Consider the following 17084-nt stretch of genomic DNA (forward strand, 5'->3'; position numbering starts at 1 on the left):
CACAATAAGCATCCAAACAAAAAGCCTCCGATGAAACCGGAGGCTGTTGTAACCCCATCGCAGATGGGGGTCCCGTTTGGACGCCGATCACCCCAAATGCGGGGTCCTTATTCCATGCCTAATCACACATTTGGATATTTTGCGTCCATGTGGTTCCCTTTTTGCTCTTAGCGCAGGCCGTTGGACGTGAGGCTCAGCGGGGATGTACGATCTTGGTGAACTCCGGTCAACAGATGCTTATGGTCTATGCCAAAGGCCGGGACGATGTCATGCAATTGGATTTTCGAGATGGTGCGTCCGATCTAAGTCGGAGGCGCCGCCGATCCAGCAGGATGTTACGATAGGGTCGAAAATACAGTCGATGCCGGTCTCTGGCTTTCGAGAGGTATCGCAAGATGCGGGCGACAGCACAAAAGCGACAGACCGGCCATTACTTGATCACCACCCCAAGCTGCCTCGACCTTGAACGTTGACCTTGCGAAGACCAAGGCTACAACGCTCGCCGCCTCCTGCCGCCTGGTATTGCGCTCGCTCCCTATGCCACTGGATAACCAGCGTGCCGACATTCCCCACCTGAACGCAAGGCGGACTGCCACAAGGTATCGATATCTGCGGCAACCGCCGAAGGCCGGAGCCGATCGGCAGAACTCTCTGTCGTGTCAATATGGTTTGTTCCGGTGGGCAAGAACTCCCATTTGCTTGCCTTCGTGCCATCCCGTGCTGACGCTATTCTCGAGCCGCACCGTGCTTTTTTCCTGTTCGGTCTCGCCTGGCGCCGTTGGAGAGCGCAATCACTACCACTTCGCAGGACAAGTGTTTAACTTGACGTTCATCGTCTTTAAAAACTCCTGGCGGCGAACGGCTGGGACGTGCGTAGCCATTAACGACGATCCGGTATGCGTTGAACTGAAAGTGGCAAAGCGAAAGTCCGTTGATGACCCGGTACGAAATTGAGGAGCATGATGGCGGTTGGACGGTAGTAGACCACGCCGCCACACTGCCCGCCCCCGGCGCGGCTCCCACGCTCCGTACCCGTCTGGAGGCGCAGGCACTTGCCGATTTCCGCAACGGTATGGCGAAGCCCACCGCTGAGCGCATACTGCCGCGCCTAGAAAAAATTCGCCTCCTATGGAAAGCGATTTTGGGCGCCAGCCGTTGACTGCCTTACCGGAGACGCCTCAACTCGTCTCCTACGGCACGTCGCGCCTCTACATCGGAACGAAAGCGTGGGTCGCGTCCCGCCAAATCGCCGTTACCGGAACACGCGACCATCGAAACGGCCAAACAGTAAACGCCTAAGGCCATGTCCATCCAAACGCCTCAGGGTCGAGGGGGCACCTTCGAGTTATGCGTTGGCGGCAGCATGAGCGCGTGGTTGTCGGCGAACTCGATGATCGTCGTCAGTACCTCAGCCGCTTGCCACCCCGCTGCGATAGCACCGCCAACGGGGCCGCGAATTCCAAGCGGAGCTCGTCCTGGCATCGAATGGACCGGTCAGGATCGTCTTTGGGGTAGATCCGGGTGGTATATAGTTCGTCCATCTCATCAAAATCGAGCCGGTCGCCCGGACGATCTTCGGCAGGGTCTGGATTGCGCTCGTAAGCAATTCGGAGATTGCTGATCTCCTCGATGATTGCGTTGTAGACCTCCGACTGAGGCACTGGTTCCTGTCGCTCACCAAAGGCGGTTTCCGCTACGCCACATCGTCTTCTTCCTTGGTCTTGATGGGATACGAACCGGCGCCGCTACTTTTGTCAGCGGGAATTAAGTGTAGGCGCAGGTTGCTGCTTGTGGTCGCCTGATTAGGCCCGAAGCTGCGTTGGCCGGGCATTTGGCGCGGCCGTCGGTTCTTCCCGTCCAGCTACTCTGAAATCATCATCACCGTATGCTCTGAGCCGCACTCCCCGATGCTATGAGACCCCGCACCGCTCAGAACACAACGCCGCGTCGTCACCGCGCGCCAACTCCCAAACTGGCCCGCCAGCGAGGGCTTTTTTGAGGCACGCCCACTGCGGACGCATGCTAGACCTGTTTGGAACCGGCCCTAAGTTTTTTGCTGCGTCGGGGTCGCCACCTTTGGAGGATCGTATGTTCGTGAAGTTGACCGATGGCACGATAACGCGCTGGATCAATATGGACGTTGTTATCCAGATGCGGTTCGATGACGACAAACATCAGACGGAACTCTTCTTGCTTAGAGAGCACGGTGGGCCGGTTTTTGTCGATGAGACTCCGGAAGAGATCCGAACACGTATGGACATCGAACTCGAACGCCTGTCCCAAGCGGCAAAAGGTTGTCCCTGGTTCTTGACGTGAGGGCAAGATAGCGGTCGCTTGCGGCGACGATCGTCAGGCGGGGTCCAGTATCAAGTAGGGCTGGGGCATCCCGGCGAGGATGGCGGCGTAATTTGTGGCCTCCTTACCCATCTGTGACAGCATACGTGCATTGCAGGCCTTGCCGTAGCCGACGCGTTACTTGGCCGTCGGCGACGCTATTTGTCACATATGTCGCGACAAGCATGATTCCCCCTATTAATGTCGGCCTTCTCGCTGGCGCTCATAACGCGGGCGCAACGAAAGCGTTCCATAGCCGCCGAAGAAGGATCGACGCCCGTGTCCGAACCAGAAGTTCACGAAGAACCCTCGCCCCATCCCGACCGGAAAGCGGCCCCGGTGGAACTCGCCTACAGGCTCCGACAACAGCGGATCGCTGCGGACTTCGGCTACTTTGCACTAAAGACGGAAGACCTTGACGAGCTCTTGCAGGAGGCGACGCGGCTTGCCGCTGAAGGACTCGATGCAACCTTCGCAAAGTATCTGCGGCATTTGGGCGACGGCTCCGGCTTCCTGGTCGCCGCAGGCGTCGGCTGGGGGCCCGGCGTAGTCGGACATGCGACGGTGGGCGACGATATGGAAAGCCCGGCGGGTTATGCTTTTCATACCGAGAAGGCGGTGATCTCGAACCACCTCTCGAACGAGGAGAGATTTCGAACGCCGGCGCTACTCGTGGAACATGGTATCAAGCGCGCTTTAAACGTGATTATCCGTTGCGAGGAGCGGCGCTACGGCGTCCTCGAAGTGGACACGCCCGGCGAGGGCCAGTTCGACGAGTCGGACGTTGCTTTCCTTGAAAGCTTCGCCTCCATGCTCGGGGTCGCAATGCAACGGGCAGAGCGGGAGGCACGGCTTCGGGAGTCGATCAGACATCAGGAGGTGCTGACCTTGGAAGCGAGCCACCGCGTCAAGAACTCCCTGAGCATCGTGGCGAGCCTCCTGTCTATGCAGGCCAGGTCAACCGGGAACGACGAGGCGGCTAGAGCCCTGCAGGAAGCAGGTCAGCGCGTCCAGACGATTGCGTCCCTGCACGACCGCCTGTGGCGCAGCAAGGCAGTGCGAACAGTCGACCTGGACAAATTTCTGCACGAGCTTTGCGAGCAAGTCATGGCAGCGTCCTCCGGCGTGACGATCTCATGCCGAGTGGACAGCGTCACGGTGTTGACAGAGCAGGCGGTGAACGTCGGTCTTCTCGTGAACGAACTTACGACGAACGCGATGAAATACGCCTTCGACGAGGGCGCGACCGGAACGATTGAAGTCGCGGTCGCGGCCTCGGGCGATGGCACGCTGCGACTTTCCGTCGACGACGATGGCAAAGGTCTGCCTGCCGATTTCGACCCGTCCACCACGAGCAGCCTTGGCGTCAGGCTGATCACCTCGATCAGCAGGCAGCTTGGCGGCGAACCGAAGTGGGTGAGCCTCTCCCGAGGCACGCGGTTTGCGTTGGAGTTTTCGCCAGCGTCCGACCTGTGAGCACGACGAGATACCGAGGTCTATTCGAATAGCCGCGGACCTTGGCATAGGTGGCGATCTGGCTGGCGTCGAGAATCCGGGTCATCTCGAGATGGGCAGCAAGGTGAATGAACCTAAGCCGCGACCGGCTCGCCTCTGCAGCGGCGACCAGTCGCGAAATCGGATTCGGTAGTGGCCCTGCAACGTCGCGGTGCTGCAGCGGGGCGTTACCCGGAGTGATCCTCGCCGGAGCCTCGTCCTCGGCCGCCGGTCTATGGCGACGGTCGGTGGCCGTGCGCGGCCGGCAGGCAGTCCGGTCCAATCCGGTGACCGGTCAAAATCGTGGGCTTACATCGACTACAAAGGTGCGGTCGTCGATGCCGGCGACGACGAAGTCGACGAGATAGGTCCCGACGGAGGCTCCCAGCTAAGAGACCCTGAGCAACGTCAGCGAGACGATTCAGATGACGATCCTACCGAACTACCAGGAACCCAAACCCGAGCCGATGTCTGGTGGCCCGAGGATAGCGCCAGGCTACCGACAATGGCGACCATAGCAATCAGGATGACGACGACGGGAAACGTGACGCCGGACGACTTATCTTCATGGTAGATCATTGATCACTCCCGGTGGGACCGGCGGCGTCTTTGCGCCGCCGGGACATGCCTGTTAAGCCTCGATGATGTAGACGATCGTAAGGGCATCGGGATCGACGATGACGATCCGGCCGTCTGCAAGGATAAAGAAGCGGTAGCTTTCATACTGCGGAACGATCTTCACGATGCGTGGCGGCAGCGGTTCGAGACGAACCTTCTTCGGGATCTTCGTTCCGACGGAGACCGTGAAATTCACTTCCTTCACGGGCTCGACATGGACCTCCTTCACCACTGTGCGAATTTCGGTCTGCTGCTCGACGGAAATGTTGACGTCGGTCTTGGTGTTGGACGTCTGATTGTTCGTCGTGGTGTTGTTGTTGACGTTGGTTTCGGAAGAGCTTTTGTTCGTCGTCGAAGAGTTCTGATCGGTCGACGGTTTTGATGCATCACCGCTCTGCATGGTGGTGCCGCTCTTCGTGCCCTCAGCAGGCTTGGTTTCGGTGCTGCTCTTCGTGCCTGAGGTGGCCGAACCGCTTGTATCGGTGCTGCCGGACTTCGCGGCGGGCTTCTGTTCGGTCGTGGCGCCGGCGTCTTGCGATCCGGGTTTGACTTCTGTCGAGGCCTTGCCGGAGGCCGTTCCACTCGTCGAAGACTTGTCCTTGGAAGGCTGCTCGGCGCTCTTTTTCATACCCGAGCCCTGGCCGGATTTTTGCTGCGTCGACTGGCCCTTGCCTTGCGGGCAGGCTCCCGAAGCGTCGGGGGTGCAGTCGGTGCCGGTTCCGGTGGCGCTGGAGCCGGACTGCGAACCGGCGCCAGTCCCCGTCCGGGAACCGGATTGGGCCTGGCCGCCGCTCTTGGTGTCCTGCTGGGCCGCCGCGGGCAGTGTTGCAAGCGGCGATACGCTGAGTGACAGCGCTGCTACGAGCATGGTGAGATGGTTGCTTTTCATGATCAATCTCCGAGGTGTCGGGCACGCGATGCCGCCCCGCATTTTCATGCGCCGCATGCGTGCCCTGATTGGCGATAGGGGGCGGCTTCAGCCGCACGTGGTCACTGAATGACCTGGATGACCTTCCGGGAGGAAGGTTCGACGATCACACGCTGATCGTTGACGATCGCGTATGCATATTTCGGGTCGTCGGGAATTGGCGTGACGACCACGGTCTCCGGCAGGGGCTGCCCGACCACGACCTTCTCCTTCACCACGACGCGCGTGGTCGGGGCAGGAGCCTGCTGAACATAGGTCACCACCTGCTGCGGCGGCGGATCGATGACGCTACCCGCCACGCCGCCGACGATGCCGCCGACAGCAGCACCGACCGGGCCGCCGACAATCGCACCTGTTGCAGCACCGCCTACTGCTCCTGTCACCGTCGAAGACTGCGCAAAGGCAGAGGTCGATGCCAACAAGATGCCTGCGGCGATTCCTACGACTTTGATATTCATCTGTTTTCCTCCTTGGATGCGGTTGGTTCCGCTGCGGAGACAAACCGGAAGATGGAGGAAGTGTTCCAGAAGTAGGACCTCATGCCGGGGCTTGGTCAGACCTTGGTCCGAGCCGCAGAATTCGGCTGTCTACTGCGTGGGAAAACGGCTCAGCATCCGGTCCTGGACGTTCTCCCACCCGACGATCATCGCAGCAAGCGAGATGGCTTTGTCGCGGTCCACGGCCTTGGTTATAAAGCCTTCGAGCAGGACGACAGGGCCGAGCATCCTGATCTCGATGGCACTGCTGTCGATATCCGGATCGGCGGAAAGGGCCGCTTCGATTGTGGCGATCGTGGACGCCGAACTGTGGCCTTGCGAGCAGCGCTCTTCGTGATTGTAGTTATCGGGGCCAAACTTCATATTCTCCTCCTGTTCCGCCCCTCCACGGACGTACACATTACCTCGCATTAGATATGAGCGGCGTGCCCTGACATCACCAGCCGGACTTAAGTCCGGCTTTCCCTCGGCACGATCCGGCTTAGATTCTCCTGATCCTTGCAAGGACGTCAGGCTCGTAATCTTGCGAGGGTGTCAGGGAGGTTCAAGCACGTTGCCCAACTCCAGTCAGAACCTCCCTGACGACTCTCCAACGCCGCGATGGATGCGGAATGCTCTTGCGTTTGGTGAAGACGATAGAAATCCCGAACGGGCGGCGACCTCGAATCCTTGGCGATCAGCCCGTGCGCCTTCGGCGCCGTCGCTGCGCTATCTCCGCCTAGGCGCCCTGGCGCCATCTGATTGCTGCTTCCGTTCGATTGGTGGCGCCAAGCTTGGAGAGTATTTCGGTCATGTGATGCTTGATCGTTTTCTCCTGGAGGTCCAGACGGCGCGCGATTTGCTTGTTGGTAAGTCCGCCGGCGACCAGTTCTATCACCTCGGTTTCGCGGGGCGTCAGTGAAGCCGGTCTGTCGAGAAGGGTTTTTTCGACCTTGGCGCGCATGCTCGGCGAGATGTACCTCGAGCCTCCGACGACCGTTCGAATGGCCTCAGCAAGTCCGCGTGATCCGATACCCTTGACGATGTATCCGGCTGCGCCCCGTCGTAGTGCCGCGACAACAGAGTCGACGTCCTCCGAGGCGGTCAGCATCAGGACCTTTGTCTGTGGGCTTCGTGCCAGGATATCGGAAATCGCGTCGATTCCTCCTCCGGGCATGGACACGTCGAGCAGAAGGACGTCGGGCCTGTGCGACGTCGCCAGCGTGGTCGCGTCATCGGCGCTCGCCCCTTCGCCTATAACGACGAAATCATCAATTTCGGACAGACTGCGGCTCACCCCTTCTCGAAAAAGAGGGTGGTCGTCCGCGATGGCGATCGTAATGGCTGTCAAGCTGCACTCTCCATCTCCTCGGGCTGAAGAAAAGCCATCTGCGGTCCATCGACTGGCTATTCGGCATAGACATGGCAAGCGTTTGGGAAACGTCTAGAGACACTCTATGAGCGACTGAACACTTTTAGTTAGGCCTGCGTTATATCGTGATTTTGCCGCTCGCGGCTTCCACTGTGCAAAGGAACCTTCATGGCCGGATAGCCTTTATCGGTCCGATGGGCTCGATCTCATCGGATAATGTTTGAAAGGCAACGACATGCTCAAAACAATGGCAGCCGGCCTGGCCGCCTTGATCGCCATGTACTTGCTCGGCGGCATGAGCGCGAGACATGAGATCTTTCCTTGGCCACAACTTTCCGCGCTGAGGAAAATGGCTGGCGGAGAGAGGGCGGCGGCTCCAAGCCGTTATGCTTTCGACGCCAAGGAACGACTGATCGCGGATGAATCAAAAACGCTTGTGACCTGCCCGACGCAAACTGACCGAACTGCTGTCTTACTCATACTTGGCCAATCGAACGCGGCCAACGACGGTGGACAACGGCACAGGTCAGATTATGGCGCTCGCGTCGTAAATGCCTTTGATAAACGGTGCTTCATCGCGGCGTCGCCCCTTCTTGGATCGACCGATACCAAGGGAGAGTATTGGACCCTTCTTGCGAACCAATTGATCGCATCGGGACAATATGACAGCGTCATCCTCGCACCTCTCGCATATTCCGGATCCGAGGTAACACGATGGGCGACAGGCGGTGACCTCAATCCTGTGCTGGTCGATACAGTGAAACAGCTTCAGGATTCGGATTATCGGATAACGAGCGTCCTCTGGGTGCAAGGGGAGAAGGACCTCGTTATCGGCACCACTGCGGAGACCTATCAGGAACATTTCATATCGATGGTCGACACGTTGCGTCAGCACGGCGTCGAAGCACCCGTTTACATTTCGATCGCATCGAAATGCCTCGAACCGAGCAACGGCGGTTTCAAGGAGCATATTCCAGACAATGCGATAGTGCGGGCGCAACTGGCGCTGTCAAAAAGCGGCCACGGTATCCGAGAGGGCGTCAATACCGACGTGCTACTCGATCCAGATGACCGCTACGACGATTGCCATATCGGGGGCACAGGCGCGGAGAAAGTGTCGCAGGCCTGGCTGAAGCTTCTGCGTAGCGATCGCCGCCTGCAAACCATGCGATAGCCTTCGCTGAACCGGTTTTCGTACCTTCGCACGCTTCGGCCTCGGGCCCCGATTGTGACGAAGCTGGTGCATCCGTACACGAGACTTTCGAAGGATGCATCGAAGATCGGCGGCCGTTTCGAACAACGACCGACATAGGTCCCGATCAGAGCAGTGGGTGTTCCCGATCGTACAGTGGAGCCGCCCGATCAAAGGCGCCTCAAGCGCTCAGTGGAAGGCGGGCCGGCTCGCGACGCGATGCGTTCCTGCGCGAGCGTTCTTGGCCGCTATGGACAAAGCGTCCACGATTCGTTCGGGGCTCGCCGGTTTGGCTCGCCCCTCCGAGCTTACGATAAGACCGGGGTTCACGGTGAAATACACCACCCCAAGTCCGAATCCGGAAAAGAGGGCGCGGGCAATGGACGGCCCAGTCAGTCCATCCCCAAGCCGGACGTCGATGATGGCGATGTCTGCTTCTGAGCCGAGCTCCAGAGCCTCTGACATGTTCCCCGCGATGCCAGTGATTTCGAATCCGGCGTCGATCGCGACGTCCTCGATCACCAGGGCGATACTCGGTTCGTCTTCGACGATGAGCAGGCGCATGTCTCGTCTCCAGGGCGGCTACAAAATCGGCGCGGCGCTCTCTGGCGTCGCCAACCGAAAACACTCGCCACCACAGGCGGTTCCACGCGTAGGACTTCAGTCTCATACGTCCCCAACTAAGGTCCGAGCTCCGGAGCCTCACTGCGATCGGGCGCCGGCCCTGTGCGCGACCCGCGTGAACGAAGTGTCGGAGGACCAGATCTTGACGCCTGGCCTGAACTCCAGGTTTCGCCGGCGTGCGGATGATATACCCTCTTCTACGAAAGTAGAGGGCCTACGTCGGACCAAAGTCCGTTTGCGCCCGCAGAACAAAGTTAGAGTGTAGGCTTTGTTGAAGGCAATCTTCCAACAAGGTCGGCGGCTGGGATTTGCCCGCTCCGAATTGAATGTACGAAAACGGCAGAAATCAAAAAGCAGTCCCTTCACCTGTACGAAAGTATCTTTGTGATTGACGTGGCGAGAGATCTGCAATGCTTTCATATAAAGATGAAGATCGACCAGACACATTTCATTCTGACCAGCCTCTGGTCTCGGTAGTCATCCCGGCATTCAATGCTTCCACTTACATTGAGCGCACGCTTCGGTCCGCTATGCGGCAGACCTACGCCGCCCTTGAGATTGTCGTTGTCAACGACGGTTCCACGGACGACACGGCAAAACTCGTCGAGCAGATAGCGACGTCAGACCCACGAATCCACTTGCTGTCCACACCCAACCGCGGTGTCGCCGCCGCAAGGAATACTGGGATCGAGGCATCATCAGGTCGATTCGTGGCATTCCTTGATGCGGACGATCTCTGGCACCCAACGAAAATCGAAAAGCAGGTGAACGCTCTCAAGCGGCTGTCCTCGCACTGGGCTGCGGTTTACACGCTGCATTACATCATTAACGAGGACGAGGAGATCATTCGCCCTGGCAGTTCCGATGTCGCAAGAGGATATATCTATGCCCGGCATCTGAATGTTAAGTATGTAGGGAACGGAAGCGCGCTGCTCGTCCGGCGGAACGCCGCCCTTGCGATAGGTGGGTTTGACAGCTCATATGCAGCAGTCGGCATTGGAGGCTGCGAAGACCTCGATTTCGAGCTCAAGCTAGCCGCACGCTACTTCATCGAAGTCGTTCCCGAACGGCTGGTGGGATATCGAAAGCATCCAGGCAGCATGTCTTCCGATCACCTGCGAATGGGCAAAAGTGCTCTGGAAGTCGTCAGGCGTTCCCTGGCAGCAAACCCGCAGCTCCCCCGATACGCGATCGGAAGTGCAATCGACGCCACGCAGAAGTATGCGTTTTGGGAATTTCGACAAGCTCGGAGAACCTATCTGTCACTCGTGACCATTGGGGTGATTTTCCGAAGCGACCCGCGTTTCGTGGTTCGGCTTGTTCTCGAGAAGGGTCTGCGCGGAATACAACACTGTCTTCGTCTCGGGACGACCACAGCAAACCGTGAAGACCAGCCGCGAATGAAGAGGTTGAAATTCGACGATCATATTGCTCCTTCGTGTCTCGAATGCCCAAAGGAGACCCCGCGATTACGACGTCATCTGATACGGCTGGCTGCGGTAGATGCCAAGCTGAATTCAGCCCTCGCTCGCCGAGCGAACGGCCCCTGATGCGGACGGAGGAGGAATGGTAGAGGAATCGCGGGCCTTGGAAGCAGGCCCGCGATGCATTCAATTTATTTGATGACCTCAATCACCGTGCGGGTCTTCGGATTGACGAGCACACGTTTTTTGTTGACGACTACATAGCCGTAATCAGGTTGATCGGGAATCTTGTGGATCTCGACCGTGTCAGGAAATGCCGTACCGACTGCGACGTCACCTTCAAAGGTGACGGATGGCGTTTCCTGTTTTTCGACATAGGTCCTGACCTCGCCAGGAACGACGACCGTCGTCGTCTGCGCGACCGCCGCGCCTCCGAGTGACAGAAACAGCGCTGCCGCAGAGATGACCAGTGTTTTCATGTTGTTATCCTCCCAGGATTTTGAGTGTCCCGGTAAACGCCACCGATAAGATATGGTTCCTCCGCCACACGGAATGGCTGCGGGTATGCTTGAATGTCACGCCCACTTCCGTTTTGTCGGCGATGTAAGCCCGACCTTGAGGGAACGACAGTTGCGGCCCAGCACGTGTTCGGCTAGCAAGCGCGGCTCAGCCAGCTATTATTCCCTAACCTCGGCGAGAGAGTCCGGAGGCGTAAGTGGAGAGGGTTGTCCATAAACTGTCCTTGCGCACGGACGCTTGGAAAGCGTTCTCAGGCTCCATCCCGCATCCCTTCTTATAATCATTATTAATCAGAAGATGCTTCACTCTTCCGGACGTCGAGGGATGGCATTCATGTTGACAATATTTCGGGTTCTGGTTCTGACATTCATCTTGGTGCCGGCAGCCGCGTTGGCGGCCGCTGATGACTGGCAGGTCGTAAAGGCGACGGATCAAGTAAAGTATTCCGTCGACCGGACAAACTGGCTCGGCCTGCGGGCTGGCGACGTGGTCCCCAACCGAGCGTGGGTTTCGACTGGCCCGCGTGGGCGGGTTCAGCTTGGCAGAGGCGTCGAGAGCATCACATTCCAGCCGAACAGTCTTGCCTCGATCACCACCAACGGATTTTTTTCCAGGACAACCCAGATCGTCCAGCAGATCGGGTCGCTCGATCTTGAAATCGAAAAGCGAAGTCAGCCTCATACAACCGTTCAGACCCCTTATCTCGCGGCCGTCGTGAAAGGAACGGTCTTCCACGTGACAGTCGCAAAGACGAAGGCATCCGTCTCCGTGGATCGCGGCCTGGTCCAGGTCACTTCCTTCGCAAGCGGCCAGCAGTCGAATGTGGGGCCGGGTCAGGAAGCCAGCGTTGACAGCAAAGCCGGTATGACGGTCGCGGGCGAAATCACAAAGCCACAGATCAGATCGGTTGTTCCATCGATCGCCATGGTTCCAGCCGTTGGCACCACCAAGCTCGCAGGCACCACCGACGCGTCCAACGACAAGAGTAAGTCTTCGCCAGCCAGCAAGGGCGTTAATTCCAGTACGAACGACGATAACGGTAAGAGTGGCGGCAGCGGTAAGAGCAATGGCGGCGACAAAGGTAATGGGAATTCCGGCGGAAGCGGGAATGGCAATTCCGGGGGCCACGGTAATAATGGGAATGGCAACGGCGCCGGCAATAGTAACGGCGCCGGCGGAAACGGGAACAGTGGAAGCGGCAACGGCAATTCTGGTGGTAATGGCAACGGCAGCAGCGGGAAGGGCGACAACCATAGCGGCGGCAATTCCGGCGGAAGTGGCAAGGGCAAGGACAAGGACAAGTGAGACGAAGGACTAGGGCGGCCGGGACCAACCTCTCCAGCATTATCAACACGATCACAATTCGTGTTCTTCTAATCGCCGCCATGCTTGCGCTTCCCCTCGCCGGCTTCCGCATCATGCAGGGGTTCGATAATGGCCTTTTCGCCAAGCGGTTCGAATGGGCTCCTCGCACCGCGACTGGGAACATTGTCATCGTCGCGATCGACAAGCGTTCTCTGGATGCCGTCGGGACATGGCCGTGGCAGCGGAGTATCTACGCAACACTGCTCGACAAGCTGGTCGCCTTTGGCGTCAAGGATGTTTTCCTCGACGTTGACTTCAGTGCCTTCTCGAGCAAGCGGGAGGATGAACTTCTAGCGGCAGCGCTGGAAAGATCTGGAGGCGGTGTTCTCTTGCCGGTCTTCCGGCAGCAGGAAATGGCATCATCGTCCGAGACGGTGGTAACGAGGCCAATCCCGCAGCTTCTTCAGAAGGCCTGGCCCGTATTCGCAAACGTTGCGTTGGATGAAGACGGGATCGTTCGCCGGTTCGATTTGGGAAGCCAGCTCTATGGGGATCCTACCCAGTCCGCTGCATCAGCCCTTGGTGGGATCGACAGCAGTTCCGGTTCCCTGCTGGTCGACTACTCGATAAGACTCGACACCGTTCCGACGTTCTCATTGTCCGACGTGCTGAATGGGACGGTGCCGGCCGACGCGATCAGAGGCCGCTCGGTGGTGGTGGGTGCATCCGCCGCCGAACTCAAGGACATCTTCGCCGTTCCTGTGTACGGCGCTATCGCCGGTCCGCTCTTTCACGTGCTTGCCGCGGAAACCCTTCTCCAGAAGCGCTTTTTGCGGACGCTCGACCTGCGTCTGCCGGAACTCATGTTTGGGGCCTTGCTGGTCTTCGGCGTGATCCGCTGGCGTTCAGCTGGAATTATTACGATAATGGCAGTTGGGCTAACCATCATCATTATCGGCGAGATGGGCGCTTTCCTGCTACAGGCGCGTTATGGGATCCTGATCGGAACCGCAGTGCCGTGGTCGACGCTGGTGCTCGCGTGGATCCTGGCCCTGAACGAACGCGTCGACCTCGGCAGATTGCTTATCGGCATCGCCAACACGGAGGCTCGAAACGCCAGGCACCTGATGAGACGGATCATTGCCGACAGTTCGGACGCGGTGGTTGCATTCGATAGCGATCTGCGGATCATCGAGGCGAGCGAATCCGCGAAGGTCGTCCTGCGCGTGGACATTGGTACTTCCCTTCTCGCCACCACCGACGCCGCGATCATTGACGTCGTGCGGAGGCTGGTTTTGCAATACGATGCCGAACCGGACAAGGTGCACGCGGCCCGCGTAGACTTCACCGCCAATCCGGGTTCGCGGACCGCTTACTATGAGGCGTCCGTCACGATTTCGCCCATCGAAGAGCCGGATGGGCACCCGACCGACGCGCGGTCGTTGTTTGCGGGTTGCCTCATCATACGCGACATCACCACACGGCATGATTACGAGAAGCGCCTGAGGATGCTGTCCGAGCGGGACGAACTCACCGGGCTGCTCAACCGCCGAGAGTTCGTGTCTCAACTGACCGCCCATGACGGCGAGGTCATCGTCTCGGTGCTGGATATCGAGCGCTTTTCATCGCTTTGCGCGACGCTTGGGCGCGACGTTGGGGATGAACTTTTGAAAGCCGTGGCGATCAGGCTGGAGAACGCGTTCGCCGGTGATTTGGTGGCAAGGCTGGACGGTGACCACTTTGGTATCGCCGCCGCGACAGACGGACAGTCGGTCGAAGATTTTGCTGAGGGTCTTTTGCGGCTGATCGAGCAGCCAGTCCTCATCCGCGGCGTGGCCGTGCCGATCGCGGTTCGCGTTGGAATAGCAAGTTCGGGGGACGCGGCCCCGGGCGCCCTCCCAACCGCCGCTGAATCCGCGCTGGATGCCGCGAAGGGCATGCCCGGCCGACAATGGTTCTCTTTCGATCCCACCACGGCTGTTCGCCAGGCTCGGTCGCGCCGGTTGGAACGCGACATGCGCGATGCTCTCCAGAACCGGCAGTTCTTCCTGCTGTTCCAGCCGCAGGTCGAATTCAAGAGTGGGCGCCTTGTCGGTGCCGAGGCTTTGATCCGATGGGACCACCCGGAATTCGGATTGATATCTCCCGCCGAATTCATCCCTATCGCCGAATCCTCTGGCTTGATCTGCGAGATCGGCCGCTGGACGCTGTTAGAAGCTTGCACCGAGGCGGCCGTATGGCCCGCGGAGCTCAGTATCGCTGTCAACGTTTCTGCAATTCAGTTCGATCGATCCGACATCGAACTAGACGTGAGGAACGCGTTGTCTTCTAGCAAACTTCCCCCTTCCCGCTTTTGCATCGAGTTGACGGAGTCCGCTTTCCTCGACCATGGCGGGCCCTCGCTGTCGAAGATGCGCGCGCTTCGCGAAACAGGGGTCGGCATAGCCTTGGACGACTTCGGGACAGGCTACTCGTCTATGAGTTATCTTGCCGATCTTCCTCTCGACAAGCTCAAGATCGACCAGTCCTTCGTCAGGCGAATGAATGGAAATCCGAGTGTGTTCGAGATCGTGCGGGCCATCGTTTCGCTGGCACGGGGATTGAACCTGCAAGTCGTTGCAGAAGGCATCGAAACCGAGCAGGAGGCCGAAGCGCTGTATCGGCTCGGATGCGAAACGGGACAAGGCTATCTCTTCGGCCGGCCCGGTCGATCAGTTGAGATGCTTTCCAAATGGAGTGCCCCAAGCCTTCTATCAGCGCGGGTATGACGGCTCGCTTACTCAAATCTTCCCAAATCGCACGAATGACTGCTCGATCTCGAGGCAGTTCTTAGTCGTGCTTCCATACCAAATACGCATTCCTCGGCTACCTGCGGACAGAGATGCGCGGTTCAAGTGGAGACGGCAAAGCCGTTGCCGGCGGTGCGAGCCTGGCACGACCAAAGCCGGGGCAGGACGCGATGGCCCCAATGTTAGTAGGAGGTTTTGACGGCGGCGGAAGTGGCAGATCTGCACATCGCTGACATCGCCGATGAACCGCAGCGCAGATCGCTTACCGGCCCGGCCGTGCCAGCGACCGGGCGATATCGACGATGTCGTCGCGCGAGGCGGTTGGGTCGTCCTTGCTCAGGCAACCCCAAGTCCGATCCTGAAGTCGATGCCCCTGACCGCCTTCAGCTCGAAGGCCCGGTTCGGCAGACCCTCGGTCCATTCCAGCGCAAAGCCGATGCCAAGGCCGGTTGAGACGAGCGACACCAGCGAATAGGTATCGTCACAGCTATAGGCGATGTTGCGGGTCAGATCGTATTCCTCGAACTTCTCGTTGAAGTACCGCTCGGTATAGGAGAGGTTTTTGGGATTGAAGGCGATGATCCTTTCCGAGCGCAGGTCGGTCGCCTTGAACGGATCTGAACCAGCGACCACGTTGTTTCGATCGCGTGGGATAACAGCAATTTATGGAACTCATGTCATTCGTGGCGGTGATTGATGCTTCGTGTCAGCACAGGGCGTCCGCGACTCGAAGCGAAATCTCCCGGACACCCAGACGCCGTAGGCTGGCGAACTGGCGCCCAGCCGTCCGGCGGACACGGCACGTTTCGACTTCCTATGTGACGGGATTCTCATCGAGGCGTGCCCGCGGCGGCCGTCGCCCTATCTGGCTATTAGAAGGGCACTGAAACAATGCGAGCGCCGGCCTCCAAGCGCAACAGTTTAATAAAACTCTGCTAACTTACGCTTAAGTTTTAGTTAAAATGCGATTCACTGTGTTTGCAGATGATGAGCGACGTTTTCGGCAGCTGACGCGTTAACACGAGATGCAACAGATTTACCGCCAATGGCAGCTCTCCTCCCAGAACGCGACGAGCTACCGCGCCAAATTCATCCTGGCGACGGAGATCCTGAAATCCGATATGTCTTCTCGTGAAATCCGCCGAGCTGCCCGCCGTGTCGTTCGTGCGCTTGAAGCCGTCATCGATCTTCCTATTGCCGGCGCTGATGTACTGAGGACGGCGCGGGAGCACTTTGGAGCATTGACAGAACTCCTCGCAGCCATCGAACCCCAGCCAGCCGGTGATGATGCGCATTGTCCCGAGCCGCGAGGGCCGCGACAGCAAGCTAATGTAACCCTTAGCCATAGGGGCCGGGAAGGCTCGGCTCCTGACATGGAGCCGAGCGAGATCGCCACGTCGAGTGGTAAGCAAAGTGTGAACAGGCTAACCCTACGACCGAACTGACCTCTCGAAAACCCTCGCCAGCCGTTGCGCGAATTCTCGGGGATCTCGTGGCCGTTCGCCGTCGAGGATGCGCGTTTGGTCGAGCAATAGGAACGTTGCGTCCTCTTGATAAGAGGCATCGTCCTCTACGGCCGCGATGGCTTTAATCACGGGATGTGCCAAGTTGATTTCGAGGATCGGTTTGGTGGCTCCCTGGAGACGACCTGCGTTTTGCAGGATCTTTTCCATCTGCCTGTCGTAGCCGTCCACCGGCGCAACTAGGCAGACCGCGCTCTCTGTCAAGCGGTCGGGATGCCCGAACATAGGCGCCTTGACGGCCGGTTTTTCTCTTGCGAAGCCAATAAATGTCGCCAAACCGGCGCTGTCCTGCTCCGGCGGCGTTTGATTGTCGGGCCTTGGATACTGCGCCAGATCCGCAGTTCCCTGCGTGATCGATTTGAACGCCTTTCCTTCGAATTCCGGCGCGTTCACCACCCAGAAGCTATCGACCGAGTCAGTTAGCAGCAGGACACCCGATCGAGCATGACAAGCCGCTTCAGATAGAAGAGCACCAGCTCGCCCCAA

General features: G+C 58.7%; 14 protein-coding genes and 2 pseudogenes. 7 read left to right on the top strand and 9 right to left on the bottom strand.

Translation table 11 applies throughout. The annotated features are described in order from the left end of the window. Positions 1 to 934: 934 nt before the first annotated feature. The 3 genes from K6N12_RS02405 (at position 935) to K6N12_RS02415 (ending at position 3810) form a co-directional block, all read left to right on the top strand. On the top strand, positions 935 to 1159 hold the full coding sequence (locus tag K6N12_RS02405) for a hypothetical protein (RefSeq protein ID WP_164598293.1): 225 nt from the start codon (positions 935 to 937) through the stop codon (positions 1157 to 1159). A gap of 929 nt (positions 1160 to 2088) precedes the next feature. Beyond that, positions 2089 to 2316: a hypothetical protein gene (locus K6N12_RS02410; RefSeq protein WP_164598294.1), complete on the top strand. Its 228-nt coding sequence runs from the start codon at positions 2089 to 2091 to the stop codon at positions 2314 to 2316. 297 nt (positions 2317 to 2613) lie between these two features. Continuing rightward, positions 2614 to 3810 carry a sensor histidine kinase gene (locus K6N12_RS02415; protein WP_343228857.1) on the top strand — a complete coding sequence of 399 codons (1197 nt, stop codon included), beginning with the start codon at positions 2614 to 2616 and terminating at the stop codon, positions 3808 to 3810. Positions 3811 to 4459: 649 nt separating this feature from the next. Here K6N12_RS02415 and K6N12_RS02420 read toward each other — a convergent pair. The 4 genes from K6N12_RS02420 to K6N12_RS02435 form a co-directional block, all read right to left on the bottom strand. Further along, entirely contained in the window at positions 4460 to 5335 is an 876-nt protein-coding gene (locus K6N12_RS02420) for a DUF1236 domain-containing protein (protein ID WP_222148673.1), read from the bottom strand. A 101-nt stretch (positions 5336 to 5436) separates the two neighbouring features. Further along, positions 5437 to 5832 carry a DUF1236 domain-containing protein gene (locus K6N12_RS02425; RefSeq protein ID WP_028732201.1) on the bottom strand — a complete coding sequence of 132 codons (396 nt, stop codon included), beginning with the start codon at positions 5830 to 5832 and terminating at the stop codon, positions 5437 to 5439. A gap of 129 nt (positions 5833 to 5961) precedes the next feature. Next, on the bottom strand, positions 5962 to 6234 hold the full coding sequence (locus K6N12_RS02430; protein WP_017959395.1) for a BON domain-containing protein: 273 nt from the start codon (positions 6232 to 6234) through the stop codon (positions 5962 to 5964). A gap of 355 nt (positions 6235 to 6589) precedes the next feature. Further along, complete coding sequence (locus K6N12_RS02435; RefSeq protein WP_168299504.1) at positions 6590 to 7201, bottom strand: response regulator; 612 nt, start codon at positions 7199 to 7201, stop codon at positions 6590 to 6592. Positions 7202 to 7457: 256 nt separating this feature from the next. Between K6N12_RS02435 and K6N12_RS02440 the strand changes: the two genes are divergently transcribed. After that, positions 7458 to 8396 carry a sialate O-acetylesterase gene (locus K6N12_RS02440; protein ID WP_168299521.1) on the top strand — a complete coding sequence of 313 codons (939 nt, stop codon included), beginning with the start codon at positions 7458 to 7460 and terminating at the stop codon, positions 8394 to 8396. 207 nt (positions 8397 to 8603) lie between these two features. Here the strand turns inward: K6N12_RS02440 and K6N12_RS02445 are convergent, their stop codons facing one another. Then, positions 8604 to 8978, bottom strand: a complete 375-nt coding sequence (locus tag K6N12_RS02445; protein ID WP_164598302.1) for a response regulator — start codon at positions 8976 to 8978, stop codon at positions 8604 to 8606. A gap of 470 nt (positions 8979 to 9448) precedes the next feature. Between K6N12_RS02445 and K6N12_RS02450 the strand changes: the two genes are divergently transcribed. Beyond that, complete coding sequence (locus K6N12_RS02450; RefSeq protein WP_222148674.1) at positions 9449 to 10588, top strand: glycosyltransferase family 2 protein; 1140 nt, start codon at positions 9449 to 9451, stop codon at positions 10586 to 10588. Between the two features lie 65 nt (positions 10589 to 10653). Here the strand turns inward: K6N12_RS02450 and K6N12_RS02455 are convergent, their stop codons facing one another. Further along, the gene (locus tag K6N12_RS02455) at positions 10654 to 10941 is read right to left on the bottom strand and encodes a DUF1236 domain-containing protein (protein WP_130773508.1); all 288 of its coding nucleotides are present in this window, start codon (positions 10939 to 10941) and stop codon (positions 10654 to 10656) included. A gap of 373 nt (positions 10942 to 11314) precedes the next feature. On the opposite strand from K6N12_RS02455, the gene K6N12_RS02460 reads away from it, so the two are divergent. Next, complete coding sequence (locus K6N12_RS02460) at positions 11315 to 12286, top strand: FecR family protein (protein WP_222148675.1); 972 nt, start codon at positions 11315 to 11317, stop codon at positions 12284 to 12286. Next, positions 12283 to 15054: an EAL domain-containing protein gene (locus tag K6N12_RS02465; RefSeq protein ID WP_222148676.1), complete on the top strand. Its 2772-nt coding sequence runs from the start codon at positions 12283 to 12285 to the stop codon at positions 15052 to 15054. Before K6N12_RS02460 ends, K6N12_RS02465 begins: the two co-directional genes overlap by 4 nt. Positions 15055 to 15337: 283 nt before the next feature. Here the strand turns inward: K6N12_RS02465 and K6N12_RS02470 are convergent. From K6N12_RS02470 to K6N12_RS02480, 3 genes and pseudogenes are all read right to left on the bottom strand, one after another. After that, positions 15338 to 15678: pseudogene (locus K6N12_RS02470) on the bottom strand (LysR substrate-binding domain-containing protein); the annotation flags it as partial. 350 nt (positions 15679 to 16028) lie between these two features. Beyond that, on the bottom strand, positions 16029 to 16370 hold the full coding sequence (locus tag K6N12_RS02475) for a hypothetical protein (RefSeq protein WP_155256961.1): 342 nt from the start codon (positions 16368 to 16370) through the stop codon (positions 16029 to 16031). A 135-nt stretch (positions 16371 to 16505) separates the two neighbouring features. Continuing rightward, positions 16506 to 17030: pseudogene (locus K6N12_RS02480) on the bottom strand (molecular chaperone HtpG); the annotation flags it as partial. Positions 17031 to 17084 lie beyond the last annotated feature (54 nt).

Origin of the sequence: Rhizobium redzepovicii, from assembly GCF_019793435.1 — a bacterium.
GTDB lineage: Bacteria > Pseudomonadota > Alphaproteobacteria > Rhizobiales > Rhizobiaceae > Rhizobium > Rhizobium redzepovicii.